At 69.0% G+C, this 26,454-nt stretch carries 20 protein-coding genes; 12 read left to right on the top strand and 8 right to left on the bottom strand.

The window, feature by feature from the left end; translation table 11 throughout:
- The first annotated feature begins 9 nt into the window (after window positions 1-9).
- Both gcvP and ABZW60_RS22185 read left to right on the top strand, forming a co-directional pair.
- Window positions 10-2,850 (top strand): aminomethyl-transferring glycine dehydrogenase, encoded by a 2,841-nt coding sequence (gcvP, locus tag ABZW60_RS22190; RefSeq protein WP_355479606.1) that lies wholly within the window; start codon window positions 10-12, stop codon window positions 2,848-2,850.
- Window positions 2,847-4,148 (top strand): serine hydrolase domain-containing protein, encoded by a 1,302-nt coding sequence (locus tag ABZW60_RS22185; protein WP_355479604.1) that lies wholly within the window; start codon window positions 2,847-2,849, stop codon window positions 4,146-4,148. Before gcvP ends, ABZW60_RS22185 begins: the two co-directional genes overlap by 4 nt.
- On the opposite strand, the gene ABZW60_RS22180 is transcribed toward ABZW60_RS22185, so the two are convergent.
- On the bottom strand, window positions 4,136-5,446 hold the full coding sequence (locus ABZW60_RS22180) for a tetratricopeptide repeat protein (protein ID WP_355479603.1): 1,311 nt from the start codon (window positions 5,444-5,446) through the stop codon (window positions 4,136-4,138). The genes ABZW60_RS22185 and ABZW60_RS22180 overlap by 13 nt on opposite strands.
- A 167-nt stretch (window positions 5,447-5,613) precedes the next feature.
- Here ABZW60_RS22180 and ABZW60_RS22175 point away from each other — a divergent pair, with 167 nt between their 5' ends.
- From ABZW60_RS22175 to ABZW60_RS22145, 7 genes are all read left to right on the top strand, one after another.
- On the top strand, window positions 5,614-7,119 hold the full coding sequence (locus tag ABZW60_RS22175; protein WP_355479601.1) for a pyridoxal-dependent decarboxylase: 1,506 nt from the start codon (window positions 5,614-5,616) through the stop codon (window positions 7,117-7,119).
- Window positions 7,116-8,732 carry an IucA/IucC family protein gene (locus ABZW60_RS22170; RefSeq protein ID WP_355479599.1) on the top strand — a complete coding sequence of 539 codons (1,617 nt, stop codon included), beginning with the start codon at window positions 7,116-7,118 and terminating at the stop codon, window positions 8,730-8,732. Before ABZW60_RS22175 ends, ABZW60_RS22170 begins: the two co-directional genes overlap by 4 nt.
- Window positions 8,729-9,259, top strand: a complete 531-nt coding sequence (locus ABZW60_RS22165) for a GNAT family N-acetyltransferase (protein ID WP_355479597.1) — start codon at window positions 8,729-8,731, stop codon at window positions 9,257-9,259. The genes ABZW60_RS22170 and ABZW60_RS22165 overlap by 4 nt, the downstream gene beginning before the upstream one ends.
- A complete protein-coding gene (locus ABZW60_RS22160) occupies window positions 9,247-10,503 on the top strand; it encodes a SidA/IucD/PvdA family monooxygenase (protein WP_355479595.1) in 1,257 nt (418 codons plus the stop codon). Before ABZW60_RS22165 ends, ABZW60_RS22160 begins: the two co-directional genes overlap by 13 nt.
- Entirely contained in the window at window positions 10,500-12,206 is a 1,707-nt protein-coding gene (locus ABZW60_RS22155) for an IucA/IucC family protein (protein ID WP_355479593.1), read from the top strand. The genes ABZW60_RS22160 and ABZW60_RS22155 overlap by 4 nt, the downstream gene beginning before the upstream one ends.
- 82 nt (window positions 12,207-12,288) lie before the next feature.
- The gene (locus ABZW60_RS22150) at window positions 12,289-12,831 is read left to right on the top strand and encodes a hypothetical protein (RefSeq protein ID WP_355479592.1); all 543 of its coding nucleotides are present in this window, start codon (window positions 12,289-12,291) and stop codon (window positions 12,829-12,831) included.
- 359 nt (window positions 12,832-13,190) lie between these two features.
- A complete protein-coding gene (locus ABZW60_RS22145) occupies window positions 13,191-13,799 on the top strand; it encodes a hypothetical protein (RefSeq protein ID WP_355479590.1) in 609 nt (202 codons plus the stop codon).
- A gap of 8 nt (window positions 13,800-13,807) precedes the next feature.
- On the opposite strand, the gene ABZW60_RS22140 is transcribed toward ABZW60_RS22145, so the two are convergent.
- The 5 genes from ABZW60_RS22140 to ABZW60_RS22120 form a co-directional block, all read right to left on the bottom strand.
- Window positions 13,808-15,349, bottom strand: a complete 1,542-nt coding sequence (locus ABZW60_RS22140; RefSeq protein WP_355479588.1) for a PfkB family carbohydrate kinase — start codon at window positions 15,347-15,349, stop codon at window positions 13,808-13,810.
- Between the two features lie 46 nt (window positions 15,350-15,395).
- On the bottom strand, window positions 15,396-15,611 hold the full coding sequence (locus tag ABZW60_RS22135) for a hypothetical protein (protein ID WP_355479586.1): 216 nt from the start codon (window positions 15,609-15,611) through the stop codon (window positions 15,396-15,398).
- Between the two features lie 325 nt (window positions 15,612-15,936).
- Window positions 15,937-17,451, bottom strand: coding sequence for a PfkB family carbohydrate kinase (locus tag ABZW60_RS22130; protein WP_355479585.1), 1,515 nt, complete (start codon window positions 17,449-17,451; stop codon window positions 15,937-15,939).
- Window positions 17,452-17,476: 25 nt separating this feature from the next.
- A complete protein-coding gene (locus tag ABZW60_RS22125; protein ID WP_355479583.1) occupies window positions 17,477-18,997 on the bottom strand; it encodes a PfkB family carbohydrate kinase in 1,521 nt (506 codons plus the stop codon).
- Between the two features lie 216 nt (window positions 18,998-19,213).
- Complete coding sequence (locus tag ABZW60_RS22120) at window positions 19,214-20,992, bottom strand: hypothetical protein (RefSeq protein WP_355479581.1); 1,779 nt, start codon at window positions 20,990-20,992, stop codon at window positions 19,214-19,216.
- A gap of 578 nt (window positions 20,993-21,570) precedes the next feature.
- On the opposite strand from ABZW60_RS22120, the gene ABZW60_RS22115 reads away from it, so the two are divergent.
- On the top strand, window positions 21,571-22,227 hold the full coding sequence (locus ABZW60_RS22115) for a class I SAM-dependent methyltransferase (RefSeq protein ID WP_355479579.1): 657 nt from the start codon (window positions 21,571-21,573) through the stop codon (window positions 22,225-22,227).
- Here the strand turns inward: ABZW60_RS22115 and ABZW60_RS22110 are convergent, their stop codons facing one another.
- The gene (locus ABZW60_RS22110; RefSeq protein WP_355479578.1) at window positions 22,228-23,634 is read right to left on the bottom strand and encodes a metallopeptidase TldD-related protein; all 1,407 of its coding nucleotides are present in this window, start codon (window positions 23,632-23,634) and stop codon (window positions 22,228-22,230) included. It lies immediately after the preceding gene.
- Window positions 23,631-25,142, bottom strand: coding sequence for a TldD/PmbA family protein (locus ABZW60_RS22105; protein ID WP_355479576.1), 1,512 nt, complete (start codon window positions 25,140-25,142; stop codon window positions 23,631-23,633). The genes ABZW60_RS22110 and ABZW60_RS22105 overlap by 4 nt, the downstream gene beginning before the upstream one ends.
- A gap of 50 nt (window positions 25,143-25,192) precedes the next feature.
- On the opposite strand from ABZW60_RS22105, the gene ABZW60_RS22100 reads away from it, so the two are divergent.
- Both ABZW60_RS22100 and ABZW60_RS22095 read left to right on the top strand, forming a co-directional pair.
- Window positions 25,193-25,765, top strand: coding sequence for a sigma-70 family RNA polymerase sigma factor (locus tag ABZW60_RS22100; protein WP_355479575.1), 573 nt, complete (start codon window positions 25,193-25,195; stop codon window positions 25,763-25,765).
- On the top strand, window positions 25,762-26,418 hold the full coding sequence (locus tag ABZW60_RS22095) for a hypothetical protein (protein WP_355479573.1): 657 nt from the start codon (window positions 25,762-25,764) through the stop codon (window positions 26,416-26,418). Before ABZW60_RS22100 ends, ABZW60_RS22095 begins: the two co-directional genes overlap by 4 nt.
- The last annotated feature ends 36 nt before the right edge of the window (window positions 26,419-26,454 follow it).

Below are 26,454 nucleotides of genomic sequence, written 5' to 3'. Positions count from 1 at the left end.
AGCCTCTTGATGACCGAATTCTCTGCAATCTTCGCCGACCGGCACATCGGTCCGCGTCCGGACGAGGTCGCCCGCATGGTGCAGCTTCTCGGGTACGCCGACGTCGACGCGCTGGTCGATGCCGCTGTACCGGCCTCGATCCGGTCGGCCGAGCCGCTCCGGCTGCCCGAGCCCGCGTCCGAGGTCGACGCGCTGACCGAGCTCCGGCAGCTCGCCGCCCGCAACACCGTCTCCACCTCGATGATCGGCCAGGGGTACTACGGCACCTTCACCCCGTCGGTGATCGTCCGCCGCCTGGTCGAGAACCCGGCCTGGTACACGGCGTACACGCCGTACCAGCCGGAGATCTCCCAGGGCCGCCTCGAGGCGCTGCTGAACTTCCAGACCGTGGTCTCCGACCTGACCGGCCTGCCGACCGCGAACGCGTCGCTGCTCGACGAGGGCACCGCGGCCGCCGAGGCGATGACGCTGGCGCACCGGTCGAACAAGAAGAGCAAGTCCGACCGCTTCCTGGTCGACGCCGACACCTTCGCGCAGACGATCGCGGTCGTGCAGACCCGCGCCGAGGCGCTGGGCATCGAGGTCGTCGTCGCCGACACCACCGACGGTCTGCCCGAGGGTGACTTCTTCGGCCTCCTGGTGCAGTACCCGGGCTCCAACGGCGCCGTCCGCGACCTGAAGCCGCTGATCGAGGCGGCGCACGAGCGCGACACGCTGGTCGCCGTCGCCTCCGACCTGCTCGCGCTGACGGTGCTCGAGGCGCCGGGTGAGGCCGGCGCCGACATCGTGATCGGCTCGTCGCAGCGCTTCGGCGTCCCGCTGTTCTACGGCGGCCCGCACGCCGGGTTCATGTCCGTGCGCTCCGGCCTCGAGCGGTCGTTGCCCGGTCGCCTGGTCGGCGTCTCGGTCGACGCCGACGGCGCCCCGGCGTACCGGCTGGCGCTGCAGACGCGTGAGCAGCACATCCGTCGCGAGAAGGCGACGTCCAACATCTGTACGGCGCAGGTCCTGCTCGCGGTGGTCGCGTCGATGTACGCCGTCTACCACGGCCCGGACGGGCTGCGGGCGATCGCCGAGCGCGTGCACTCGTACGCCGGTAAGCTCGCCGCCTCGCTGCGGGCCGGCGGCGTCGAGGTCGTGCACGACGACTTCTTCGACACCGTGCTCGCCCGGGTCCCCGGCCGCGCCGCCGACGTGGTGGACGCCGCCCGGCAGAACGGGATCTGGCTGCGGCTCGTCGACGCCGACCACGTCGGCATCTCGTGCGACGAGAAGACCGACGTCGCGACACTGACCCGGGTCTGCCAGTCCTTCGGTGTCGCCGGGGCGCAGTACGACGACACGCTCGGCGCGCCCGCGATCGCCGTACCGCGGACCACGGACTACCTGACCCACCCGGTGTTCAACACGCACCGGTCCGAGACGGCGATGCTGCGGTACCTGCGCAAGCTGTCCGACATGGACTACGCGCTGGACCGCGGCATGATCCCGCTCGGCTCGTGCACGATGAAGCTGAACGCGACCACCGAGATGGAGCCGGTCACCTGGCCGGAGTTCGCGGACCTGCACCCGCTCGCGCCGATCGAGGACGCGGCCGGCTACGTGAAGCTGATCGGTCAGCTGGAGCGCTGGCTGGCCGAGGTCACCGGGTACGCGAAGGTCTCGATCCAGCCGAACGCGGGCTCGCAGGGTGAGCTGGCCGGCCTGCTCGCGATCCGCGGCTACCACCGCGCGCAGGGCTCGGTGGACCGCAACGTCTGCCTGATCCCGGCGTCGGCGCACGGCACGAACGCCGCGTCCGCGGTGATGGCCGGTATGAAGGTTGTTGTTGTCAAGGGCAACGACGACGGCACGATCGACCTGGACGACCTGCGCGCGAAGGCGTCCGAGCACGCGGAGAAGCTGGCCGCGATCATGATCACCTACCCGTCGACGCACGGTGTGTACGAGGAGAGCGTCCGCGAGGTCTGCCGGATCGTCCACGACCACGGCGGCCAGGTGTACGTCGACGGCGCGAACCTGAACGCCCTGCTCGGGCTCGCGAAGCCGGGCGAGTTCGGCGGCGACGTCAGCCACCTGAACCTGCACAAGACGTTCTGCATCCCGCACGGCGGCGGTGGCCCGGGCGTCGGCCCGGTCGCGGTCGCGGCGCACCTCGCGCCGTACCTGCCGAACCACCCGCTGCTCGACCAGGCCGGCCCGGAGTCCGGTGTCGGTCCGATCAGCGCGGCGCCGTTCGGTTCCGCGGGCGTGCTGGCCATCTCCTGGGCGTACATCCGGATGATGGGCGCCGAGGGACTGACCGCCGCGACGAAGGCCGCGGTGCTGACCGCGAACTACGTGGCGAAGCGGCTCGAGGGCGCGTTCCCGGTGCTGTACACGGGTGAGAACGGCCTGGTCGCGCACGAGTGCATCCTGGACCTGCGGCCGATGACGAAGGAGACCGGCATCACCGTCGACGACGTCGCGAAGCGGCTGATCGACTACGGGTTCCACGCCCCGACGATGTCCTTCCCGGTGGCCGGCACGCTGATGGTCGAGCCGACCGAGTCCGAGGACCTCGGCGAACTGGACCGGTTCTGCGACGCGATGATCGCGATCCGGCACGAGATCGACCGGGTCGCCGCCGGGGAGTGGCCTGCCGCCGACAACCCGCTGGTGAACGCGCCGCACACCGCCGAGTCGGTGATCAACGACAAGTGGGAGCACGCCTACACCCGCGAGGAGGCGGCGTTCCCGCGCTCGGTCGACCGCACCTCGAAGTACTGGCCCCCGGTCCGCCGCATCGACGGCGCCTACGGCGACCGCAACCTGATCTGCTCCTGCCCCTCCCCGGAGGCCTTTGAGTGACGTCCGTACGTCCTGATACCGCCGCGGCGCTGTTCGCCGAGGTCGCGGCGGCGCAGGGGGAGTCGAGGTTGCCGTCGGTGACTGCCGGCGTGGTGCGTGACGGTGCGCTGGTGTGGACCGGGGCGCGCGGGCGGTTCGCGACGGCGGACGGGGCGTTGCCGGGCCCGGACATGCAGTACCGGATCGGCTCGATCACCAAGACGATGACGGCGCTGCTGGTCATGCAGTGCCGCGACGACGGGTTGCTGACGCTGAACGATGCCGTCGGCAAGCATCTGCCCGGGATCGCGTTCGGGGACCGGACGGTCCGGCACCTGCTCGCGCACAGCGGCGGGATGAACGCCGAGCCCGAGGGGCCCTGGTGGGAACGGAATCCGGGGGTCTCGTTCGACGAGCTGACCGCGGCGATGAACGACTCGCAGGCGGCCGGTCCCGCGGATCGCCGGCACCACTACTCGAACCTCGGGTACGGCCTGCTCGGCGAGATCGTGGCGCGCCTGCGCGGGGCGTCGTGGCTGGAGCTGGTGCAGGAACGCGTCCTCGATCCGCTCGAGATGCGGCGTACGACGTACTTCCCGGAAGGCCGGTCGGCGCAGGGCTTCTCGGTGCATCCGTTCAGTGGGCAGCTCGACCCGGAGCCGTCGTACGACTCCGGCGCTATGGCCCCGGCGGGGCAGTTGTGGAGCACGATCGAGGACCTGGCGCGGTACGCCGCGTTCTGGATCGACCCGGTGCACGAGGTGCTGAGCCGGGACTCGGTCGAGGAGATGGCGACGCCGGTGGCCTCGGACGCGCGGGAGGGGCTGAACGCGTCGTACGGGCTGGGCCTGCGACTGATCGCGGACGACCCGCAGCTGCTGATCGGCCACACCGGCTCGATGCCGGGCTTCCTCGCCGGGCTGTTCGTCGACCGGGTCCGCCGCGTCGGCGCGGTCACGCTGGGCAACGCGACGTACGGCCGGGTGGCCTCGCTGGCACCGGACCTGGTCCGGATCCTGGCGAAGTACGAGCCGCCAATCACCCAGGAATGGATCCCGGAACCACCACTGGCCCAGGGCGCCGAGCTGCTCGGCCACTGGTACTGGGGCAACACGCCGCTCACCATCTCCGCGACGGCCGGCATCCTCCAGCTGTCCGGCGGCCTCACGACGCGCTTGTCCCCGCTCGGCCCCGACCTCTACCAGGGCCGCGACGGCTACCTCGCCGGCGAGAAACTCCACGTCGTCCGGACCGGCGACGCGATCGACCACCTGAACGTCGCCACCTTCGTCCTGACCAGAACTCCTTACGGCCGCTGAGCAAGCGCCTCGATCGTCTCCGCCTCGCTGACGAACTCGGCGCGGCGGAGATAATCGGCGGTGTCCAGCAGGGCGGCCGAGTCAGGGTGCTGCCGGGCGACCGTGACCGCTTCGGCGGCGAACTCCGCCGCGGTCGCGCTGTCGTCGAGGTAGTGCCAGGCAGTCACGGTCGCGTGGCCGAGTTCGCCCAGAAGCTTGTCGGCCTGGCGTGGATCGCCGGCCGCGAGCGCGCGCCGTACCGCGAGTCCTTCATGCGTGATCGCCAGCGACTGGTCGGGCTCGGCCACGCAGCTGAAGCCGTGCCCGATGATGTTGGCCGCCGCGGCGTATTCGCTGCGGTGCTTCGCGCGGTCCTGGGCCAGTTGCCGCCACAGCTCCATCGACTCGAGCCACCAGCGCTTCCCGTCGTCGATCCGGTCGGCCGTCATCGCCAGGCTGCCGAGGAGCCGAACGGCCTCGGCGAGCACGGCCGTGTGGTCCGGATCGGCCGCCGCCAGCGTTCGCTCGTACCCGATCTGCTCCTCGGCGGTCCGGATCGCGTCCGGGACCAGCGTCAGCCGCGCCTGGGTCGTGACCAGCGCCTCCGCGGTTCTGGCGGCGCGGACGAGGAGGTCCGGGTTGTCCGGCAGCAGCCGCCGGTACGTCGCGAGCGCCTCCTCGGCGACCGGCAGGGATCGCTCCCAGTGGTCGCGGTCGTGCAGGGAGACGACCAGGTTCGCGAGGTTCTGCGCCAGGTGCTTCTCGTGGTTGGCCATCAAGGCCCGATTGAGCACGATGGCCTCTTCGGTGTACGGGATCGCCTCGTCCTCGCGGTCCAGCTCGCCGAGGGTGAAGCCGGCGTGGTTGAGCGCCCGCGCCAGGTTCGTGCGGTACGCAGGTTGGTCGATCACGACGCCCCGCCAGGTCTCAACGGCCTCCTCGACGACCGGGAGAGCTTGCTCGTGCTTGTCCTGCGCGTTCAGCAGGTCCCACTGCTCGTCGAGCGCGAGAGCCAGGCGCCAGGACTCCGCCGGTCGACGGCCCGCGAGTTTCCGGAAGGCGCGCACGGCGCTGGCCACGTGCTCCAGCGCCTCGTCGCCGGAGGCCTGCTCGGCCTGACGCATCGCCAGCACGCCCCAGGACCGGCTGAAGCTCATCTGCCGGGTGAAGAACGTGGCGACGTAGAGGAGCAGCCCCAGCGTGACCAGGCCGTGCCCGTAGCGCCAGCCGGCCAGCCAGGTAATCGCGCCCGCGAGCACGGCGAGCACCGCCACGGCCTGCATCGCACCGCGGATCAGGATGCCACGAACACTCGTCATGACCCACCCCCTTGGCGAGTGAGACGCGGTGGGCGGGCGTCGCGTTGCCTGGATCGTGAGGATTCCCACTCCGGCCGTGGTCGAGTTGACACGGTGAGTGCGGCGGGCAAAAGTTAGGGCTGCCTTAGTAAGGGTTGCCTTACTCGACAACTTCCCGGGAGATCTGGATGTCGCAGCCCGCGCGTCTGTCCGCCGTGACCGTGCCGACAGTGCCGCCCGCACCCGTTCGCGATCCGTTCGCCGCGCGTTGGCCGCTGGCCTCGACGGTGCCGGACCGTGAGCGTGGACCGTTGCCGCACGGCTCGCCGGGAGCGGTGCTGCGGCGCGCCGCCGAGGTGCTGGGCGAGCCGCGGGTGCCGTCGACCGGCATGGGGGAGTCTGCGGCGCTCGACCTGATCGCGGGACTGCTCGCCGAGCACGGCATCGACCTCAGCCACCCGCACGCCGCGGCGCACCTGCAGCCGCCGGTCCTGCAGGTGGCGGTCGACGCGGACGCGCTGGCGTCGGCCTCGAACGCCTCGATGGACACGTACGACTCCGGGCCCGCGACGCTCGCGATCGAGCAGTGGGTCGTGAAGTCGCTCGCCTCGCTGGCCGGATTCGGCCCGCGCGCGGACGGCGTACTGACGCCCGGCGGCTCGATCTCGAACCTGCTGGCGGTCCTGATCGCGCGCGACAGCGCGGCCGCCGCGGCCGGGGTCGACGTACGGCGCAACGGCCTGCACGGTCTCGATCGGCCGGTCGTGTTCTGTTCCGAGCTCGCGCACTTCTCCGTCCAGCGGGCCTGTGCCGCGCTCGGGCTCGGCGAGCAGGCCGCGATCACGATCGCCTCCGACGAGAACTTCCGGATGCGGACCGACGTCCTCGCCGCCGAGCTCGCCAAGCCCGGCCGGACGCCGGTGGCGGTGATCGCGACGGCGGGTACGACGGACTTCGGCTCGGTGGACCCGATCGCGCCGATCGCCGAGCTGGCCCGGCAGTACGGCGCCTGGCTGCACGTCGACGCGGCGTACGGCTTCGGGGCCCTGTTCTCCGACCGCCTCGCACCGCTGCTCGCCGACGTGGCGCTCGCGGATTCGGTGACGCTGGACCTGCACAAGATCGGCTGGCAGCCGGCCGCGACGAGTGTGCTGCTGGTCGCGGACCGGACCCGGTTCTCGGCCTTCGACCGCTCTGTCGACTACCTGAATCCGGCCGATGACATCGACTCGGGGCTGGACGGGCTGCTCGGCCGCAGCCTGCAGACCACCCGCCGCCCGGATGCGGTGAAGGTTGCCACCACGCTGGCGGCATACGGACGGGCCGGACTGGGAACGATGCTCGACACCTGCCACGAGCTCGCGCACGCCGCCGCGGCCCGGGTCGTTGCCGACAGCAACTTGGAGCTGCTGGCGCCGGTGACCCTGACCACGGTGCTGTTCCGGGTCGCCGGGCGGGGGCTGGAGGCGGGCTCGTTGGACGCTCTCCAGGGTGAGGTCCGGCGCCGGTTGCTGACGTCGGGTCGGGTGCTGATCGGCCGGACGAAGCTGCCGGCCCGCGGCGGCCGCCCGGCGGCGGTCGCGTTGAAGCTGACGCTGCTGAACCCGAACGCCACCGCGACGGACATCGAGGACCTGCTCGACCAGGTCGTGGCCACCGGCCTCGACGTCCTGACCGGCGAGGGAGCGGCGTGAGTATTGCGGTCGATGCGCACTTGAATGCGATCCTGCGGTGTTATACCAGGGAGTCGGCCGTACCGGTCGCCGTCGGGCCGTTGACGTTTCCGGCCGGCGAGTCGACCGTGACAGCGCGGGTCGAACACGCGTCGCGGACGGGGCTGCACCAGTTCAGCGACGTCCGCGTGGACGGCGTACCGCCGGCGCCGGAGGAGCTCGTGCGGTTGCTGTCCGCGGACGCGGATCCGGCCGAGATCGACGACCTGGCGGCGCGGACGGCCGAGTCGGTGCGGAACGTGTCGCTGTTCGTCGACCAGGCCGACGGCGCGCGGGGGCCGGGGCGCTTCCTCGAGTTCGAGCAGGCGTTGTTGTTCGGGCATCTGAACCACCCGGCGCCGAAGAGCCGGGACGGACTGAGCGGTGAAGAGCTGGCGGCGTACTCGCCGGAGCTCGGCGGCCGCTTCGCAGTGCACTGGTTCGAAGCCGACGCCGAGCTGGTGTCGTCGGACCAGGTGGCCGGCGCGCCCTCGCTGCAGGGACTGGACGCTGTGCAGCTGATGGGCGCGCTGGCCGGTATCACGCCGTCGTCGGGCCGGGTGCTGATCCCGGCCCATCCGTGGCAGGCGGCCGCCGTGGCCGCGCGCCCACGGGTCGCCTCGCTGATCTCTGCCGGCAGGGTGAAGGCTTTGGGTCCTGCCGGCGCCCAGTGGTACCCGACGTCGAGTCTGCGGACGGTGTTCCACCCGGACCTGCCGGTGATGCTGAAGCTGTCCCTCGGGCTGCGGATCACGAACTCGCGCCGGGAGTCGACGCCCACCGAGCTACGCCGCGGGCTGGAGATCAACCGGCTGCTCGACGCGGCGTACAACGCGGGAACGGCGACCGCGCACCCGCGTTTCAGGATCGTCCGCGACCCGGCGTGGGTGGCTCTCGACGAAGGTGGACCGACACTGACCGGTCTTGACGTCGCGGTCCGCGAAGTGCCCGCCGACGTCAACAGCTATGCCTGTCTGGCCGGTCTGGTCGCGCCGCGTCCCGGTGGTGTGAGCCGCCTGAGCGCTTATGCCGCCGACGATCCTGCGGGCTGGACGGCGGCGTACATCGACAACGTGTTGATCCCGATGCTGCATCTGTACGCCGAGACGGGCATCGGCCTCGAGGCGCATCAGCAGAACACGCTGGTACGTCTTGACGGCGCAGGGCGGATCAACGGTGGGGCGTACCGCGACAACCAGGGGTACTACCTCGCGTCGTCGTACCTGCGGGGCCTGCTCGGGGTCACTGGACTGCGTGACTCGACCCTGGCGGTGGTGGACGACCCGATCGTCGACGACCGGCTTACCTACTACCTGCTGCACAACCAGGCGCTGGCCGTGGTCGGGTGTCTGGCGGCGGACGGGGTCGCGGACGAGAGTGAGCTGCTCGGTGTGGTGCGGGAGCGGCTGACGGTCGCGCTGCCGTTGCTGAAGGCTGCCGGACCGGACGGAGACCGGTTGGCTCGCCGTTGGCTCGAAGCGGAGACCCTGCCGTGCAAGGCGAACATGCTGACCCGACTGCGTGGCATTGACGAGGTAGTGGCACCACTGGACGCACAGTCCGTCTATCTCGACATCCCCAACCCGCTGCGGTGACGTCGTTCGAACTGCGCGCGGCCGACCCGTCCGACGCGCCACGGATCGCGCTCTGGATGTCGCAGCCGCACATTGCTCGCTGGTGGCATCAGGGCTGGTCGGTTGAGCGCTGGGCCCAGGAGATCGAGCAGCAGAGCGCGGGGGAGCACTCCACGCCGTACCTGGTCGCAGTCGACGGGGAGGAGTTCGCTTACGTCGAGTTGTACCGGGTCCGGCACGACCGCCTGGCGGAGTACTACGCGTACGGCGAGGACGACTGGGGCGTGCACGTGGCGATCGGTGACGTCACGCGCGTCGGACAGGGACTCGGGCGAGAGCTGCTGCGTTCGCTAGCTGCTGTGGTGCTGCAGGCGGACCCAGGCTGCTCGCAGGTTGTGGCTGAACCGGACATCGAGAACATCCCGTCCGTCCGGGCGTTTGCCGCGGCCGGGTTCGTCCAGCGCGGGGAGCTACAGCTGCCCGAGAAGACAGCACTACTGATGGTCCGTACCCGGGCCGTGCAGGGAGGCATGACATGTACGACGTGATCGCGATCGGCTGCGGGCCGTTCAACCTGGGTCTGGCCGCGCTGGCGGACGGTGTGGACGACGTACGGCTGGCTGTGCTCGACAGCCGGCCCGAGTTCACCTGGCACCGCGGGTTGATGTTCGAGGACGCGATGCTGCAGGTGTCGTTCCTGGCGGACCTGGTGAGTCTGGTGGAGCCCGCGCATCACCTGTCGTTCCTGTCCTTCTTGAAGGACAGCGACCGGCTGTACCAGTTCTATGTGCGGGAGAAGTTCCATCCGACGCGGCGAGAGTACGAGACGTACCTGCGGTGGTGTGCCGCGCAGCTGGACTCGCTGCACTTCGGTCACCACGTGCGCGAGGCGGTCTGGAACGGGTCGTCGTTCGAGCTCACTGTGGAGCGCGGCTCGGTCGTCTCGCGGTTCGAGGCCCGGCATCTAGTTGTTGGCGTCGGCACCGAGCCGTCCGTACCTGCTGCGCTGGCTGGGCTGCCTGCTGAGCGGTTCACACACTCTGCCGACTATTTGTTCCGGCGGGATGACCTGCTGCGCACAGGCCACGTGACGGTGGTTGGCTCGGGACAGTCGGGTGCTGAGTGCTTCTTGGATCTGCTCCGCGCGGACGGTCCGGCAGTGTCGTGGCTGACCCGTACGGCGGCCTTCACGCCTCTCGACTACTCGAAGCTCGTGCTGGAGATGACGACGCCGTCGTACGTCGACTACTTCCATGCACTGGACGAGCGGGTGCGTGACCAGCTGGTGAAGGACCAGTGGCGCCACTACAAGGGCATCTCGTCGGAGACCCTCGAGGAGATCCACGACCTCCTGTACGCGCGGGACCTGAGCGCTGCACCCGCTGAACTGCAGGTCGGCGTGGGCGTCGTGGCCGCGGTGGCGCGTGCTGACGGTCTCGAGCTGACCATGCTGCACGCGGACAGTGGGAAGACCTTCCAGCACACGACAGGTGCTGTTGTCGCGGCCACTGGCTACCGGAACCGGCCGCTGCCTTTCATGGCTGGGCTGCTTTCGCAGATCGACCACGACGCCGCCGGTCGCTGGGTCATCAACCGGGACCACAGTGTGCGGGGTGGTTTGGAGGGGCGTCTGTTCGTGGCCAACGCCGACCTGCACAGTCACGGCGTCGCTGCGCCGGACCTGGGTATCGGGGCGGTCCGCAACGCGACGATCCTGAACAGCGTGGCCGGCCGAGAGGTGTTCCGGTTGCCCAAGTCCACCGCGTACACGACGTTTGCGATCCCGGGATGAGCGTCTGGACGCAGTGTTCGTCGGAGCTGCTGGCGAAGCTGATCTCCCAGTTCTGCACGGAGGGTCTGCTGGAGCCGGTCGACAACCGGCTCGACCTCGGTGCGGTGTCCTACACGTTCGAGGCGACGCGCGGCGGGTTCGGCAGCTGGCGGGTCGATCCGGCGTCGATCCGGCGGACCACGGCCGGGATCCTCGGCAACGACGAGAGCGAGGCCGCCACCGATCCGATCCAGTTCTTCGTCGACGCTGCAGACGTACTCGGGGTCGACGGGTCCACGGTGGCCGGGTATGTCGCGGAGCTGACGAGCACGCTCGCGGCCGACGTACGCATGGCCTCGACGGCCGTGCCCGCTGCCGAGTTGCTCGACCTGCATCACAGCCGGCTGGAAGGTCATCTGACCGGGCATCCGCTTCTCGTCGCCAACAAAGGCCGTCTGGGGTTCTCCGCGGCGGACAGTTCGCGGTACGCACCTGAGGCGCGTACGCCGCTGCGTCTGGTCTGGCTGGCCGTACGCCGGGGCCTGGCCGAATTCCGCGGCACCCCGGACCTCTCCGAACACGCCGTCATCACCCGCGAACTGGACCCGGCCACCGTATCGGCGTTCCGCGAGCAACTCGACGATCCCGACGCCTACGTCTGGCTCCCGTGCCACCCCTGGCAACTCGACCACGTCATCCGCACCCAGTGGTCCCGCGAACTGGCCACCGGCGAGATCGTCGTCCTGGGGGAGTCCCCCGACGAGTACCTCCCCACCCAGTCCATCCGCACGATGGTCAACATCTCGAACCCGTCCCGCTACCAGGTCAAGCTCCCCCTGAAGATCCTCAACACCTCGGTCTACCGCGGCATCCCGCCTCACTGCACCCTCGCCGCCCCCATGATCACCCAATGGCTCCGAGGCCTCTGGTCCCGCGACGAGCTCTTCCAGCAGCTGGGCACCGAACTCCTCGGCGAAGTCGCCTCGGTCACCGTCCCCCACCCCCAACTCTCCACGGCGCCCGGCATCCCGTACCAATGGACCGAAACCCTCGGCGTCATCTGGCGAGACCCCATCGACCCCCGCCTGGCCGACGGCGAAACAGTCTGGCCACTGGCCGCCGTACTCCACCCCGGCTTCGCCGACGCCGCCATCACCCGCTCCGGCACCGACCCCCAAACCTGGCTGAGCCACCTCCTCGCCACCCTCCTGCGCCCGCTGCTCCACCTCCTCCACCACTACGGCATCACCGTCAACCCCCATGGTGAGAACCTCGCCGTCATCTGCTCCCCGGCCGGCCTCCCCACCCGCCTGGTCATCAAGGACCTCGTCGACGACATCAACATCTCCACCACCCCCATAGTTGCCCGAGGCCCCGAACCCGACGCCCACACCCGAGTCCTACCCCGCAAACCCTGGCCCATCCTCCGCCAATACGTGGTCGACGCCCTCCTCCTAGGCGTCCTCAACCCCCTCTCCGCCCAACACCTGATCCCCGAGACCACCTTCTGGTCCCTAACCCGCGCCGAAGTAGACCTCTACACCGAGGCCCACCCCGAACACACAGACCGCCTCAAAGCCACCGCCCTAACCGCCAAAACCTTCCTCCGCTACCCCCTCAACGGCTACCGCCTAACCCTCGGCTACACCGACCTAGCGACGCGTCCACCCATCCCAACAACCGGAACGATTCCCAACCCGCTGGCGAATGCGGAGGTTATCTAGCCGGCACTCGCCTGAGAGCCTCATCGGCGAGTCCAGTCTCACCCGTCGGCCACCTTGAAGCGCCCGGTGCTACGATCCGCTGGTGATTCAAGGTGACGTGCTAGGCGCGCCTGTGATCGCGCTTCGTTACCTCACGCCGCAGGTTATGGACTATCGGTTTCAGCTAGCCAAGGTGTGGTCTGACGAGACGATCTATGAGAGCTACCTAGGGCTGAACGCCTGGCCACGGCGGCCCTCGGCAGGCCAGTGCGGTGTGAGTTCTGCGTGGCTGTCGAAGGTTCTCGCGCGAGAGGCGCTCGGTCGCGTCTCGTACTGCTATGGCGCCGTCTACTCGGCAAAGAGTCAAGACATCAGACTCGCCGACCACTGTTGGCTAGAACTAGGCGATCCACAGGACAGGCAACGCTTGGTGGTTGACGTTACGTGTGACCAGTCCGAGTATTTTCTCGGCTTGCCTGTCATCTGCGATACGTTCGAGCAGATCACGGCTTTTTGGTCGGTCGAGTACCGTGCGAGCCAACGAATGTCGGTAGAAGACTTGGCCGATGATCCGGTCCATGCGCGGCTACAGAAGCTGGACAGCGCCTTGTTGGCACTGGGGCCAGGTGCTGTCCACTGCGTATGATGGGTATCCGTTAGGTGCAGGCCTAATTGGAACAGGAGACAGCGCGACTTGTGGGCGCCACGGATGATCTGGTCGCACTTCTCCCGGTAGGTTTGGTGCTGGCCGAATGCCGACAAGCACAGTCTTCGTTTCTGGAGGTTGTGCGCAAAGTTGCGGAAGCCCGCAGTGTTGACGCGCGCACTCTCGCCGTGCGGACCCGGTTGCATCTACCGCGCGTTGCTCGGCCCGACGGGATTGTTGGCAGGCGACTCGCTTTAGCTGAGATCAACCGTAGCGCGCGCGGTCTGTCTGCTGATATCGCCGCGGTTCGAGCTCTGGTGCCTAGGCAAGTGAGCGACCTGGATGACCTGCGATTCGTTGTGTACGACGACGAGAAGGCGTTCGCGATCTTCACCCATCTGCACTACCTCAGGAGCGCACGGCCGGGTTCGGTGAACTTCGCGTTGGTGGACGAGGTGAGCGGTCTGCCTGTTGCGCTGTGCAGTGCGACGCCGTTGGACTGGCGGCGGCTGGGTAGCGCGCTCGAGCAACGGTACGGCGTTGCGCCGCAGGAGGTCTGGGACATCTCGCGGGTCTACTCGTTCCAGGTTGCTCCCTACAACGCGATCTCCAGGCTGTTGGCGCAGGTACGGCGTTGGTTCCGGCGCGAGCGGCGCGACGCGAAGCTTCTGGTGACGACGGTGGACCCCAACATGGGATTCACCGGAACGAGCTACCGTGCTGCCAATTGGCAGGAATGGCTACGCGTCAGGCCTCGCCCGTACCTGTACCTCAACCGGCAGTACGTCAGCCCGCGACAACTACGCCAGCAGTTCGGGACAACCAACCGGGACGACCTCCGTGAGCGACTGGGAGTCAGACTCGAGATGAGCAGGGCTGAGCTGCTCGACTCGTCGATCTACGGCTGGCGCATCAGAGGTGTTACCGAGCCGGTTCCGACAGCCGGTTTGCACCGTCTGCGCCGATAGCGACTGAGCTAGACCGGCGACCTGAAGCGAGCCAGCATTGTTTCGATGCGTTCCGGTGACGGCAACGAGATCCTGAGTGGGTAGTCGGCGATGGCGCATGACATCGCAGCCGACGCCCAGTTGGTCGCGCGAGAAGAGAACCGCCGGCCGCTCTGGATCAGCTCGTCGGCCAACGCGGCGCAGAACGCGTCGCGGGCCGTTGCGGACTCTTTGTAGATCGAGGCAAGGACGGGAGCCTGCGCAACGTCCTCGGCCGACTGTGAGTACATCGTGCACCCACCTCTGAGCAACAGGCACACCGATCCGACCCCTCGCTCCAGGAGCTCCCGCGCGGCCGGGTCGGGGTCGAACTGCTGCGGGTTGGTGCCCCTCAGGTGCTGGAGCTCCGACGGATCTGCGACGACGTAGTCGATCCGGCCGAGCGCGTCGGGGCCGACGGTCGCGCCGGCATACGGTTGGGCGGCAGTGACGATCGTCAACGGTCCGGCGTCGCCGGCGTCCCGCAACAATGCGAGGTTGTACTCGACGGTCTCACGAGGGACCTCGAACGTCATCAGTACGGCGTCGCAGCCGACGAGTTCCGCGACGAGTTCGTCGCAGTCCCACGGATCGAGCCGAACCTCCTGTTCGTTGCGCCAGTAGGTCGCGAGGCTGTCGCCGAGGCTCATCTCGAGTACGCCGGTGAACGGCGTGGCCGCACCAGGCACGATCTTCAGTAGCGAGGTGTCGACGTCGTTGGCACGAAGGTGGTTGACGATCTCCGTGCCGTACCGGTCGTCGGCGATGGCCGCGACCAGCGAGACACGGTGGCCGAGCCGTGCCGCCGCGACGGCCTGGGTCAGGCCCTTACCGCCGGGCGAGAAGGTGAAGTCGTGCGCCTCGGTCGATGTCTCCCAGCGCGGAAGCTCCCTGATCCGGAACACCGCATCCATCACGGCCGCGCCGACGACGACGATCCTGCCGCGGATTCGTCCGGCGTGCTCTTGATCGGTGCGCGGCGAGGAGGACAGCGAACTGTTGGCGGACCCGACGGAGTAGTGCTCTCGGCGGACCAGTTGCCGGGCGAGCGATCGAAGGGCCGCGGGCTCGATCGTGCCGCGGAGGCTGCTCTCACTCGGACCCGCGCCGATTGGCAACACATCGGGAACGTCCGCGAGCGCCTCGTGCAGATCGTGCCAGTTCTCCAGGAGCGCGTGGCGGCGCCGACCGAGTTCGCTGTCCGCGAGTTGCCGAATGGTCAGCCGGCTGATGCCGGATCGTGCGTACTGGTCGGACAGGAGCCCCAGGCCGAGTGCCGCGTCGACGACGATCTGGTCCGTCGGCCGCAGTTCGCGTGCAGTCTGCCCGACAACTGCCAATGCGCCGGCGTCGAGAGCGACATCGTGAACCACGGAATAGCGTCGGACCGCCGCCAGATCGAGCAGAGGTGCAGCCAACTCCGCCCCGCAGAATTGCAGGCGGGAAAAGTTCAGGCCGCCGGTCGACCGAAATTGCTCGAGAATGTGCAGTAAGACGATCTGGAGCCGGTCGGGTGAAATGGTGGCGTGCACGGTGCTCCCCTGTCGGTGGTTGGCCGCGGCGAACCGCGGCCAACGCTCAGCGTGGGTGAGTGGTGGTCTCGGTCTTCACGACCTGGTCGCCATCGGTCGGCGGGTCGTCGCCCTTGACGATCTGGGCCAGCGTGAAGATCCCGAACCCGAAGACGGACAGCAGGACGACAGCCAGGAAGGCAATCAGCTTTCTCCAGTAGCTGACGAGGTAGTACGCGATGACGACGATGAACACCAGCGCAACTGCTTGACTTTCGGCCATGGTGAGTCTCGATTCTGAATTTCACACAACCATTCGTATTACTGGTCAGCTGCCAAGGATCCCCCCGGATCCCCGCTTGAAATTCGTCTCACCATTGATTGCAGCGCACGACATTTGGGTGTCAACGACGTATTTTTGGCCGCCGCGGACACTTTGGCGGCGGCCCGCGTGCTGCACGCCGCCAAAGGGCGGGTGATCGTTACCGACCCGGGACGCCCGTCGAGGTCACAACAGGTGCGCCGGGGGTACCGGCCGTGCCAATTGGTGCGATCGAAGGCGTCAACCTGCGTCAGCGCGGAGCTTGGCTGCCAATCGGCAAGTGGGCTCAGGCGAAGTACTTCTGGTACATGGCGTCGACGCGGGCGCGGAGTGGGGGTGATGGGGACTTGAGGTAGTCCGCGGAGACGGCGGCCATCGCGGCTGCGGCCCAGCGGACGGCGTCGGGGAGGGGGCGCTGTTCGATCAGGCCGGTGGCCAGGGCGGCGCAGAACGCGTCACGCGTGATCGACGACTCCTTGATGACCGAGGACGTCGAGGGGATGTCGATCGAGTCGCCGGCCGACAGGTAGACGGTGCCGCCTCGCGTACCGAGCACGCACAGAGCCTTCAGGCCATGCTTCAGGAGTTCGTTGCTGATCAGTTGTGGGTCGTACCGTGCGTCCGCCGATCGGGCATAGCGTTCCAGCTCCCAAGGACGCGCGACAAGGTAGTCGATCTGGCCCAACGCGTCCCGCGTCAGCTCGGCGTCCGGGTACGGCTGACCCGGCGTGACGATGATCAGGGGACGGTCTCCGGACCTGCTCACGGCCAGGTCCAGCGTTCGTTGCAGGACGGGCAGCGGCACCTCGAAGGTCAGCAGAAGAGCGCCGCAGCTCGACAAGGCCTTGGCATGCCGGTCCAGGTGGCGGCCGTCCAGCTCCAAGGAACCGCGCCAGACAGCTGCCGCGCTCTCGCCGAACGGTCGCTCGAAGATGCCCGTGGCCGGCGTTGTCGAGTTGGGCACAGCCCTGATCATGGACCGGTCGACGCCCTCGAGCTCCAGATGATCGAGGATCTCCTGGCCTTCGCGATCCTTCCCGACCGCGGTGACCAGAGCAACGTCGAAACCGAGACGAGCCACAGCAACCGCTTGGCTGAGGCCCTTGCCGCCCGGAGATCTGCTGTAGCCGGTGGCGATCCGCGAGGTCTCCAGGTCGGGCGGACGGTCGACCCGCCAGACATGGTCGATCGTGACCCCGCCGACCACGACCACCCGCCCTGTTGGCCTGGGAGGTGCTCCGGACACGCGTGGAGCGGTCGCCGTGAGATCAGATGCCGGGGCTGCGATGTGGGAAGGCGGTGCATTGAGTAGTTGGACGGCGAGCCGCTCGAACACCTCGTCTTCGGCGCGCCCGCGGAGACTGCGATCGCTCGGCGCTTCGGGTACGCCGGCAAGGTCCGGTCCCGCAACTGCGCGATGAAGATCGACCCACTGCGACAGCACAACCGCACGTCTGACGCCCAGATCGCCGGATTCGAGCTTGTGGAGGACTCCGGCCGCGACACCGGCAGTCCGGTACACGTCGGCAAAGCTGCCCAGTCCGAGGGCCGCGTCGGCGATGATCCGGTCGGTCGGGCTGTCCAAGCTGCGCACCTGATCCCGCACCAGTTCGACGGCCACGACAGTCGAGTCTGCACCGGTGCGTGCAGCTCGATCGCGCACCGCCGGTAGGTGAAGGAGGGGCTGCGCCCGGCCGCTCGCGAGCCGCTGCACGGTCATGCCCTCGTTCTTGCGCAGGGCGACGAACACCGAGACGAGGGGAGCTACCTCGGGTGATCGCGCGGTGAATTGATCGGACATCTGACCCGCCAAGGGAGAGTTGGAGTCATCGCCAGGCTTCGCCGGGGAAAGCTCTGAGCATTTGTTCTATGCGGTTGCGGTCGGGGAAGGTGCGGGCGTTCGCGTAGTCCTCGGTGAAGCTGGCCATGGCGGCTGTTGCCCAGCGGACGGCGTCGTCGGTGAGGGAGCGGTCCTCGACGAGTCGGGCGACGAGGGCGGCGCAGAAGAGGTCTCTGGTGATCGAGGACTCTTTCAGCATCGACGGTGGCGGAGTAATGGATCGCTGGGGCGCGTTCTGGGAGTAGATCGTTCCGCCGCGGTTGCCCAGGACGCACACCGACTTCACGCCCAGCCGGAGGAAGCTCTCGCCGAGGTGGTTCGAGGCTTGTCTGCCGGGGGTGTAGTAGCTGAGCCGTCGTAGTTCCCAGCTGTGGGCGACCAGGTAGTCGATCTGCGCGAATGCCTGGCCGGACGGCGGGCCGGTGTCGTACGGCTGCCCGGGAGTGACGACGGTAACCGGCCGCTCCGGGCCTAGTCCGGTGACGAGGTGCAGTGTGCTGGACAGCACGTCTTGCGGGATCTCGAACGTCAGCAGTACGGCGTCGGAGGCCGCGAGCGCGGCGCGATGTTGATGGACGTCCTGCGTGGTCAGGCTGACCGCGTTCTCGTTGTGCCACACGACCGCGGCGCTCTCCGCGTCCGGGAACTCGATGACCGCGGTCTGTGGCGTCGTCTCGTTGCGGACGATCTTCATCATCGAGGTGTCGACGCGCTCGTCCTCCAGGTACCGCTTGATCGTCGTACCGTCCTCGTCATCGGCGCAGGCGGCGACGAGCGCGACCTCCAGACCGAGGCGAGCGGCCGCGACCGCCTGGCTCAGCCCCTTGCCGCCAGGTGATCGGACGTGGTCGGTCGCCCGGACGGACGTCTCGGGCAGCGGTACGGCGTCACTGTGGAAGACGTGATCCATCGCGACGCCGCCGACGACCACGACCCTGCCCGGCGACGACGTACGAGCGCCTTCGGACAGTGTCCTGGGTGCGGTGGTGATCGGGCCGGCCTGGGAGTGTTCGTCGGCGGATCCGGTGATCAGCATGGCCAGGTCGCGGAAGATTCGCGGCTCGATCGTGTCGCGGAGAAAGCGGTCGCCAGGTGTTTCGGGCGCGGAGGCGCCGACGGCCTCGTGCAGGTGGTGCCAGTGGTTGCGCAACGAGTCCCGCCGGTCGCCCAGGTCGGCCGTCTCGAGGGTCCGGATCACCGGCAGTTGGACGTGTTGGTCGGTGTACTCGGTCAGGAAGAGGCCGAGGCCGAGGACGGCGTCGGCGACGATCTGGTCGGAGGGGACCGAGAGTTGGCGCACGGCGTCGATGACCACCTGGATCGCGGCGGCCGCAGGGTCGCCGACGCCGTGTTTCGCCATGTAGTCGCGGACCGCCCGGGATGCGAGCAGGTTGCCGGCGCGGTCCTCGGTCAGGCGGGACTGTTTCAGTCCTTGGTTCTTCCGGAGCACGGTGAAGTCGTAGACGAGCGCTTTGGCCTCTGATGGCAGGAAGTGATCGCCAGACATGGTGCCCCCGGTGCAGCAGTTGCCTGAGATCTCAGTATCCGCCAATTGGCAGAACGGCGACCGGCTGCCGAGTGTCGTGCCCTGGGACGAGCGCTTGTTAGCGAAGGGAGCTGATCCAGTGGGTGGCTTGTTTGGCTTGGGTTAGGCGGCGTTCGTAGGTGGCTCCGGTGGTGAGGAGGATCAGGCCGGCGGTGGCGAGGGTTATCCAGCGGGGGATCAAGGGGCTACTTCGAGGAACTGGGCGATGCCGATTTTGGCTACGGCGGCGGCTCCGATGATGAAGGGGGCTTGGAGGGAGTGGCGGACGGCGATGAGGATCAGGAGGACGGCGGCGGCTACGACCAGGGTGGCGCGGAGCCAGTTGTCGGTGGTGTCGGCGATCAGGGCGGAGGGGGCCAGGCCGAGCAGGAGGCCGGGACCTAGGAAGACCCAACTCGGTTGGTTGCGCCAGGCAACGATGCCGACGGCGAGCAGGACCAGGGTGGGCGGGATCGTGTACCACTCGAGGGTGCGGGCGTCGGCGCCGAGCATGAACGCGGTGTTGGCGACAACGAGGAGCAGCGCGGCCTGGAGGAGCGCGGGGCGGCGCGCAGGGTTCATGCCGTAGGCAATCAACGGGGCGGCGACGACGGTCAGGACCACGCCGGTCGCGGTGTACGGGGAGGCTGCCACGGCGGCGATCTCGGCCAGTACCGCGGCGCAGGCGGCCGTGGTGAGGAGGGCCGGCTCCAGCGGCGTCCCGACGTACCCGCAGGTGACGGCGATGCCGATCGCGGCGACGACGGCGAGTGCGACGGCGGCCGGCCACGTCCCGACGTACCCGTCGAACGCGAACAGGACGATCGCGAACTGGGCGCTCAGGCTGGCGACGGCAGCGGTGGGAACCGGGTCGGTGAGCTTGCGGACGGCGGCGAGGACGGCCAGTACGGAGAGGATCGCGGCGAGGTAGCCGAGTTGGCGGATGTCTTCGGTTGCGAGGCAGTACGCGAGGTCGACGGCGGCGATGGTGATGGTCGCGGCGTGAAGGACGACGGCGAGTCTGCCGGTACGGCGGCCTGCGACGAGCTCGGTGATTGCCAGGGCGGTGGCGAGGGCTGTGGTGAACCAGCGGCTTGGTCCGGGGAGTTGGGGGAGTGTGGTGGCGACCGCGAAGGCTGCGGAGGCGGCGCAGATGCATTCGCCCAGTCCAGCGGGGATCACGGCGGGGAGCGGGCGTTTGCGGAGGATGGCGATGCCGGTTGCGGCGGCGAGGCAGACGACGGTTGCGGTGGCGGTCGTGGTGGTCAGGTTGGTGGTGGTTGTGAGGAGGCCGAGGAGGGTGCGGGTCATGCCGGCGACCAGGACGCCGCTGAAGACGACGGCCGCGGCGATGGATCCGGTACGGCGGACGATCGGGGTGCCCTTCGCGGACAGGACGAGGGTGGCGACGACCTGGGGGAGGAGCGCGCCGAGGAGGACCGGGAGGCTCGTGCGGTCGACGAGGACGAGGGGGATCGGGAGTTGGGCGGCGATGACTGTGCTGACGCCGTACGTGACGACCTTGGGGGCCAGGCGGGTCATTGCGAGGGCGAGTACGGCGATGGTGGTGAAGACGACCGCGCTGTAGGTAAAGGTGTCGATGGTTGTCGGTGGGATCAGGCCTAGGGCGCGGGCGCCGTACAGGTCGACGGTGAGTAGGCCGGTGCCGAGGATGGCCAGGGCTTCGGCGGTGCCGGTGAGGGTACGGCGGCTTGCGGGGACTGAGCCGGTGAAGGCGAGGGCGGCGAGGGTGCCGACGATCGCGGCCTGGGCGGGGACGGGGAGGTTGCGCCAGTTGACGGCGAGGAAGGTGACGCCTGCGGCCAGTAGGAGGAGTACGCCGAGGGTGAGGAGGGTGGCTTGCGGGCTGAGGCGGCGGAGCCTGGAAGGGCTCGGGGTGGGTGGCTGGGGGAGTGGGACCGGGGCGCTGAAGGTGGATTGGTAGCGGGGGCGGGTGCCGGAGGGCGGCCGGGTCACCCGCGCCGCAACAGGCGGCAGATGGGACGGCGCGCCAAACCCGAAAGGCGCAGAGTCAGGCACGGCCGGGGGCAGCGGAGCAGGTCCGGTGGGCGGTGAGGGAGTTGGCGTGGCCGGAGGTACCGAAGCCGGTCCGGTGGGTGGCATGGGAGCGGGCGTGGGCGGGAAGGCAGGAGCAGGGCCGGTGGGGGGCGTGGGAGCAGGGCCGGTCGGGGGTACGGGAGGTACCGAGGCAGGCCCGGTAGGAGGCACGGGACCGGGCCTGGTGGCGGCCGCCGAAGCGGGCGTGGTGGTGGGAGGCGCGGGTGGGGGGAGGTGGTGATGCCGAGGTGGGGTGGGGCGGGGAGGTGGGGTTGTGGGTAAGGCTGTGGATAAGGGGTTGGCTCGAGGGTTAGGTGTAGCTGGCTGCGGCAGGTGGGGCAGGTGATGGCGGCGGTCGGCATCGGGTCCTCCTCGGGTCTGTTCCACTCTCGCGGGACGGAACGGCCTGCCGCCTGAGTACGTCTACTCAAAGTTCTGACGTAGGCTGCTGCGGTCTGCCGATCGTCCAGACCGGCGTGACGACCACGGGGAGCACTATGAGTACTGGGCATGTGGAGCTCGCGAGAGCTCAGCAGGAACGATGGGACTCGGCGTACGCACGCCGCCCGCAACTGCACGGGCCGGAGCCATCGGCCGCGGCGCACCGGGCCGCAGAGCGATTCGGTGCCGCGGGCATCGACGACGTGCTGGAGCTCGGCGCCGGCCACGGCCGCGACGCGCTTTTCCTGGCCAGGCAGGGATTCAGCGTGCACGCGACCGACTTCAGCGAGACCGCGCTCGACCAGTTGCGGCACGAGGCGCAGCGCGAGGGCCTGGACGACCGGGTGACCGCCGCGCTGCACGACGTCCGCGACCCGCTGCCGCCGGCCGACGCGACGGTGAACGCGGTGTTCGCGAATCTCCTGCTGAACATGGCGTTCTCGGCGTCGGAGCTGCGATCGCTCGTTTCCGAGATCCACCGGGTGCTCTGCCCGGGCGGCGTCTTCGTGTACGCCGTGTGGTCGACGCAGGACGCGTGCTCGCAGCACTGGAAGCAGCTCGACGACGGGCTGTCCGTGCACGACGGTTTCGTCGGGCGGTTCTTCGACGAGGATCTCGTCCGTGAGCTCGCCGAGCCGTGGCAGCTCGACGAGCTCACGCCGTACGACGAGGGCCGGCGCGTCCTGTGGCGCGTGGCCCTCAGCAAGCAGTGACTAGCTCGCCTGACTGACGCTGGACATGTTGAAGTCCGGGATCAGCAGCGGCGGTGTCGCGGTGCGGGAGAAGTAGTCGCCCCATTCCCTGGAGAACGACGGGACGGTGGCGCCGGCCGTGGTGAACCGGGCAAGCAGGTCCACCGGGCTCTCGTTGAAGCGGAAGTTGTTGACCGCTCCGGTGACTTCGCCGTTCTCGACCAGGTAGACGCCGTCCCGGGTGAGACCGGTGAGCAGCAGCGTCTGCGGGTCGACCATCCGGATGTACCACAGGCAGGTCAGGAGCAGCCCGTTGCCGAGCCCGGCGACCAGGTCGTCGGTCGAGCCGGTCGCGCCGTCGACCGAGATCACGTAGTTCTCGATGTCCGGTGTGGCCGCCGGGGCGCCGATCAGGTCGGCGGTGTGCCGACTCGTCATCAGATTCTCCAGCTTGCCGCCGCGGATCCAGTCGGTCGCGGCGAGCGTGAGGCCGTTGTCGAAGACGCTCGACGAGCCGCCGGACGAGCGGGCCACGGCGAACGCGAACGCTTCGAGCCCGGCGAGCGCCGGGTCGGAGTACAGGCTGACCGGCTGTGACGACAGCGTGTCACCGATCCGGGTGCCGCCGCCGGGCTTGGAGAAGACGGTCTGGCCCTCGAAGGCGTCCCGGCCGTCGAGCTGCCAGAACAGGTATGTCATCAGGTCCGCGACCGCGGCCGGCGGCAGGATCGTCGGGTGCCGGCCGGCGTCGACCGACACGGTCCGGGTCGCCCAGCCGAGCCGGCGGGTGAGCTCTGCGTCGAGCGCGAGCGCGTCGACGTCGGTGAAGTCGCGCGTCGCCGTACCGACCCAGGCCGAGTGGCTGAGGTCGGCGTTCTTGCCGGTCGACGACACGTAGCCGCGGGGGAGCGCCTGCCGCAGCCGCAGACCGGTCGAGGAACCGACGTACAGCGTCGCGACCTCGTGGTTGGCGAAGCCGTACAGCCGGCGCCGCTCCAGGCCGGCGCGCTTCAGCGATTCGCCGAGCGACGGCGCGAACTTCTCGTACACGCCGACGGACGTCTCTTCCGGCTCGAGGCCCCAGTCCACGGAGGCCGCGCCGTCGACGAGCGGGCGGGCGTCCTCGGCAGGTGCCGCCGCGCGGGCTGTGGCGATCGCAGCCGCCACGATCTCCCGTAGCGAGTCGTCGGTGACCGACGAGCGGCCGACGACACCGGCCGCCGTACCCTCGCCGGCGCCGACCGTGGCGATCACGGTCACGCTCGAGCCGCGCATCGCGCCGTTGGTGGTCAGGGTGTTGTTGGCCCACCGCAGGTTGGTGCTGGAGGTCTCCGCGACGAGTACGACGCAGCCGTCGGCGCCCCCGTCCGCGGCCAGGGACAGGCCCCGCTCGATCGTGTCCTGCGGGGTGAGTTGGATGCCCGTCACCGGCCGGCCTCCTGAGTGGTGTTGAGAATGCGGACGCCGCGGAAGAGTGCGGACGGGCAACCGTGGCTGACGGCGCCGGACTGCGAGGGCTCGGCCTTGCCGCAGTTCAGCGCGCCGCCGAGGACATAGGTCTGCGGGCCACCGACGGCCTCCATCGAGCCCCAGAAGTCGGTCGTGGTGGCCTGGTAGGCGACGTCGCGGAGCTGGCCGTCGAGCTTGCCGTCGGTGATCTTGTAGAACCGCTGGCCGGTGAACTGGAAGTTGTACCGCTGCATGTCGATCGACCAGGACTTGTCGCCGACGATGTAGATCCCGTTCCGGACCCGGCCGATCAGCTCCTCGGTCGACGGGCCGTCGGCGGCGGGCTGCAGCGAGACGTTGGCCATCCGCTGGATCGGGATGTGGCCGGACGAGTCGGCGTACGCGCACCCGTTGGAGCGCGGTGTGCCGAGCACGTCCTCGTTCTTCTTCGCCATCCGGCGGTCGACCTGGTAGCCGACCAGGGTGCCGTCCTTGACCAGGTCCCACTGCTGGCCGGCGACGCCCTCGTCGTCGTACCCGACGGTGGACAGGCCGTGCTCCGCGGTGCGGTCGCCGGTCACGTGCATGACCGGCGAGCCGTACTTGAGCGTGCCGAGCTGGTCGAGCGTCGCGAAGCTGGTGCCGGCGTAGTTCGCCTCGTAGCCGAGGGCGCGGTCCAGCTCGGTCGCGTGGCCGATCGACTCGTGGATGGTGAGCCAGAGGTTCGACGGGTCGATGACGACGTCGTACGTGCCGGCCTCGACGGTCGGCGCGGCCATCTTCTCGGCCAGCCAGCCGGGGATCCGGGCGAGCTCGTCGTCCCAGTTCCAGCCGGTGCCGGTCATGTACTCCCAGCCGCGGCCGGCCGGCGGGGCGGTCGACGACATCGAGTCGAAGCGGTCCTCGGCGACGGCGTGCGCGGTGATGTCGGGGCCGATCCGGACCCGCTGCTGCGTGTACGACGTACCGGCGGTGTTCGCGTAGTACTTGCACTCGTGGATGGCGGCGACGTGCACGCTCACGTGCGCGACACCCTCGGCCTTGAGCAGGCGGTCGCTGTAGTCGGTGAGCAGCGCGACCTTCTCGGCCCGCGGCACGCTGAACGGGTCGATCTCGTACGACGAGATCCAGGTGACGTCGTCGTACACCGGCTCGTCGGCGAGCTCGATCGTCTCGGCGTTGATCGGCCGCGACACCTGGGCCATGTTCACGGCCTGCTCGGCCAGGCTGACCGCCTCGTCGGTGGTGAGCGCGACACCGGCGGCGAACCCCCAGGTGCCGTCGTGGATGACGCGCACGGCGAGACCGAGGTCCTCGTCGTCCTTCGCGCTCTCCAGCACGCTGTCGCGCAGGGAGATGGACTCGGACCGGATCCGCTCCAGCCGGAACTCGGCGAACGTGGCCCCGAGGTCACGGGCGCGCTGCAGGGCGGCCGCCGCCAACTCCTGCCGGGGAAGAGCGAGAAAGCTTGCGTCGATATCAGGCACGGTCCCGACCTTATACACGGAACCCGGAGATGATCGGCGGTGTAGTGCCAGTGTCCGGAAGTAGACAGGAGGCACGGATCAGCCTGGATGTGGAAGCCGACATCGTGGCTCGGGTGCGGGGCGGGGAGACCGCCGCGTACGGCGAGCTGGTGGCGCTGCATGCCCCCGTGGCCCAGCGGACGGCGGTCTTCCTCGGTGCCGGGGCGGATGCGGACGACGTGGTGCAGGAGGCGTTCGTCAAGGCGTACCGGAGTCTCGGCAGCTTCCGGGAGGGCGCGGCGTTCCGGCCCTGGTTGTTGCGGATCGTGGCCAACGAGACCCGGAACGCGGTGCGTGCCCGTGGCCGCCGGGCGCGACGGGAAGAGCTGGCGGCGCCGCTGGACGTCGTACTGGACCCGGCTGACGCAGCTGTGTCGCTGGAGCGCCGTACTGCGCTGCTGGCCGCCGTTCGCGCGTTGCCTGAGCACATGCGGCTGGTTGTGACCTGTAGATACCTGCTGGAGCTGGACGAGCAAGAGACCGCAGTCGTACTCGGCTGGCCGCGAGGGACCGTCAAGTCGCGTCTGCACCGGGCTCTGGGACGCCTGCGTGACGCACTACCCGACAAGGAGGTGCAGCGATGAGCCTGGAAGACGAACTGCGGTCCGTCGGACGCTCAGCCGTCGTACCTCCCGTGGACGACGGCCTCACCGCAGTAGTGCTGTCGCGAGTCGCCGGGGTCCCGGTGCGGAAGCGTCTGCGGGACAGGTGGCGGATGTTCCTGGCCGGCTTCCTCGTCCTGCTGGCAGGCGCTGCCCTGGCACCCCCGGTACGCGCGACCGTCGCGGAGTGGCTGGACATCGGGGGAGTCCAGGCGGAGCCGGTAGGCACCAGGCCGAGTACTGCGCCGCCACCTCCGACCGCGGCCGGAAACCTGTCCCTGGAGGCCGCTGCACGCGCCGCTGGCTTCACGCCGAAGCTCCCCGGTGCACTGGGTGCTCCGACGGGTGTCGAGGCCTCAAAAGGCTTCCTGGCGACCAGCTGGGGCAGTGTGCGCCTGGAACAGTTCCAGTCCGGAATCGAGCCGCGATACATCAAGCAGTACTACGACGGGCTCGACTACGTCCCGGAGATCCCGGGCTTCTGGTTCCGTACGCCGCACCAGCTGGTGCTGGTCGACAACCGGGTCGTACGGATCGCAGGCCCGACACTGGTCTGGGAGCGCGACGGCATCACGTTCCGGCTCGAAGGAGTCGACAAGGCACGCGCCGTGGAGCTGGCGACCGGAACCTCCTGAGCGCGGGCGGTGTACCAGCAGTGAATCCTCGAAGGG

Origin of the sequence: Kribbella sp. NPDC003557 (assembly GCF_040610805.1) — a bacterium.
Lineage (GTDB): Bacteria > Actinomycetota > Actinomycetes > Propionibacteriales > Kribbellaceae > Kribbella.
This window is presented reverse-complemented; position numbering and strand designations above follow the sequence as displayed.

Coding starts and splice junctions, on each gene's coding strand:
- gcvP (WP_355479606.1), top strand. CDS start 10: ATGACCGAATTCTCTGCAATCTTCGCCGACCGGCACATCGGTCCGCGT.
- ABZW60_RS22180 (WP_355479603.1), bottom strand. CDS start 5,446: ATGACGAGTGTTCGTGGCATCCTGATCCGCGGTGCGATGCAGGCCGTG.
- ABZW60_RS22175 (WP_355479601.1), top strand. CDS start 5,614: ATGTCGCAGCCCGCGCGTCTGTCCGCCGTGACCGTGCCGACAGTGCCG.
- ABZW60_RS22160 (WP_355479595.1), top strand. CDS start 9,247: ATGTACGACGTGATCGCGATCGGCTGCGGGCCGTTCAACCTGGGTCTG.
- ABZW60_RS22155 (WP_355479593.1), top strand. CDS start 10,500: ATGAGCGTCTGGACGCAGTGTTCGTCGGAGCTGCTGGCGAAGCTGATC.
- ABZW60_RS22135 (WP_355479586.1), bottom strand. CDS start 15,611: ATGGCCGAAAGTCAAGCAGTTGCGCTGGTGTTCATCGTCGTCATCGCG.
- ABZW60_RS22130 (WP_355479585.1), bottom strand. CDS start 17,451: ATGTCCGATCAATTCACCGCGCGATCACCCGAGGTAGCTCCCCTCGTC.
- ABZW60_RS22125 (WP_355479583.1), bottom strand. CDS start 18,997: ATGTCTGGCGATCACTTCCTGCCATCAGAGGCCAAAGCGCTCGTCTAC.
- ABZW60_RS22115 (WP_355479579.1), top strand. CDS start 21,571: ATGAGTACTGGGCATGTGGAGCTCGCGAGAGCTCAGCAGGAACGATGG.
- ABZW60_RS22095 (WP_355479573.1), top strand. CDS start 25,762: ATGAGCCTGGAAGACGAACTGCGGTCCGTCGGACGCTCAGCCGTCGTA.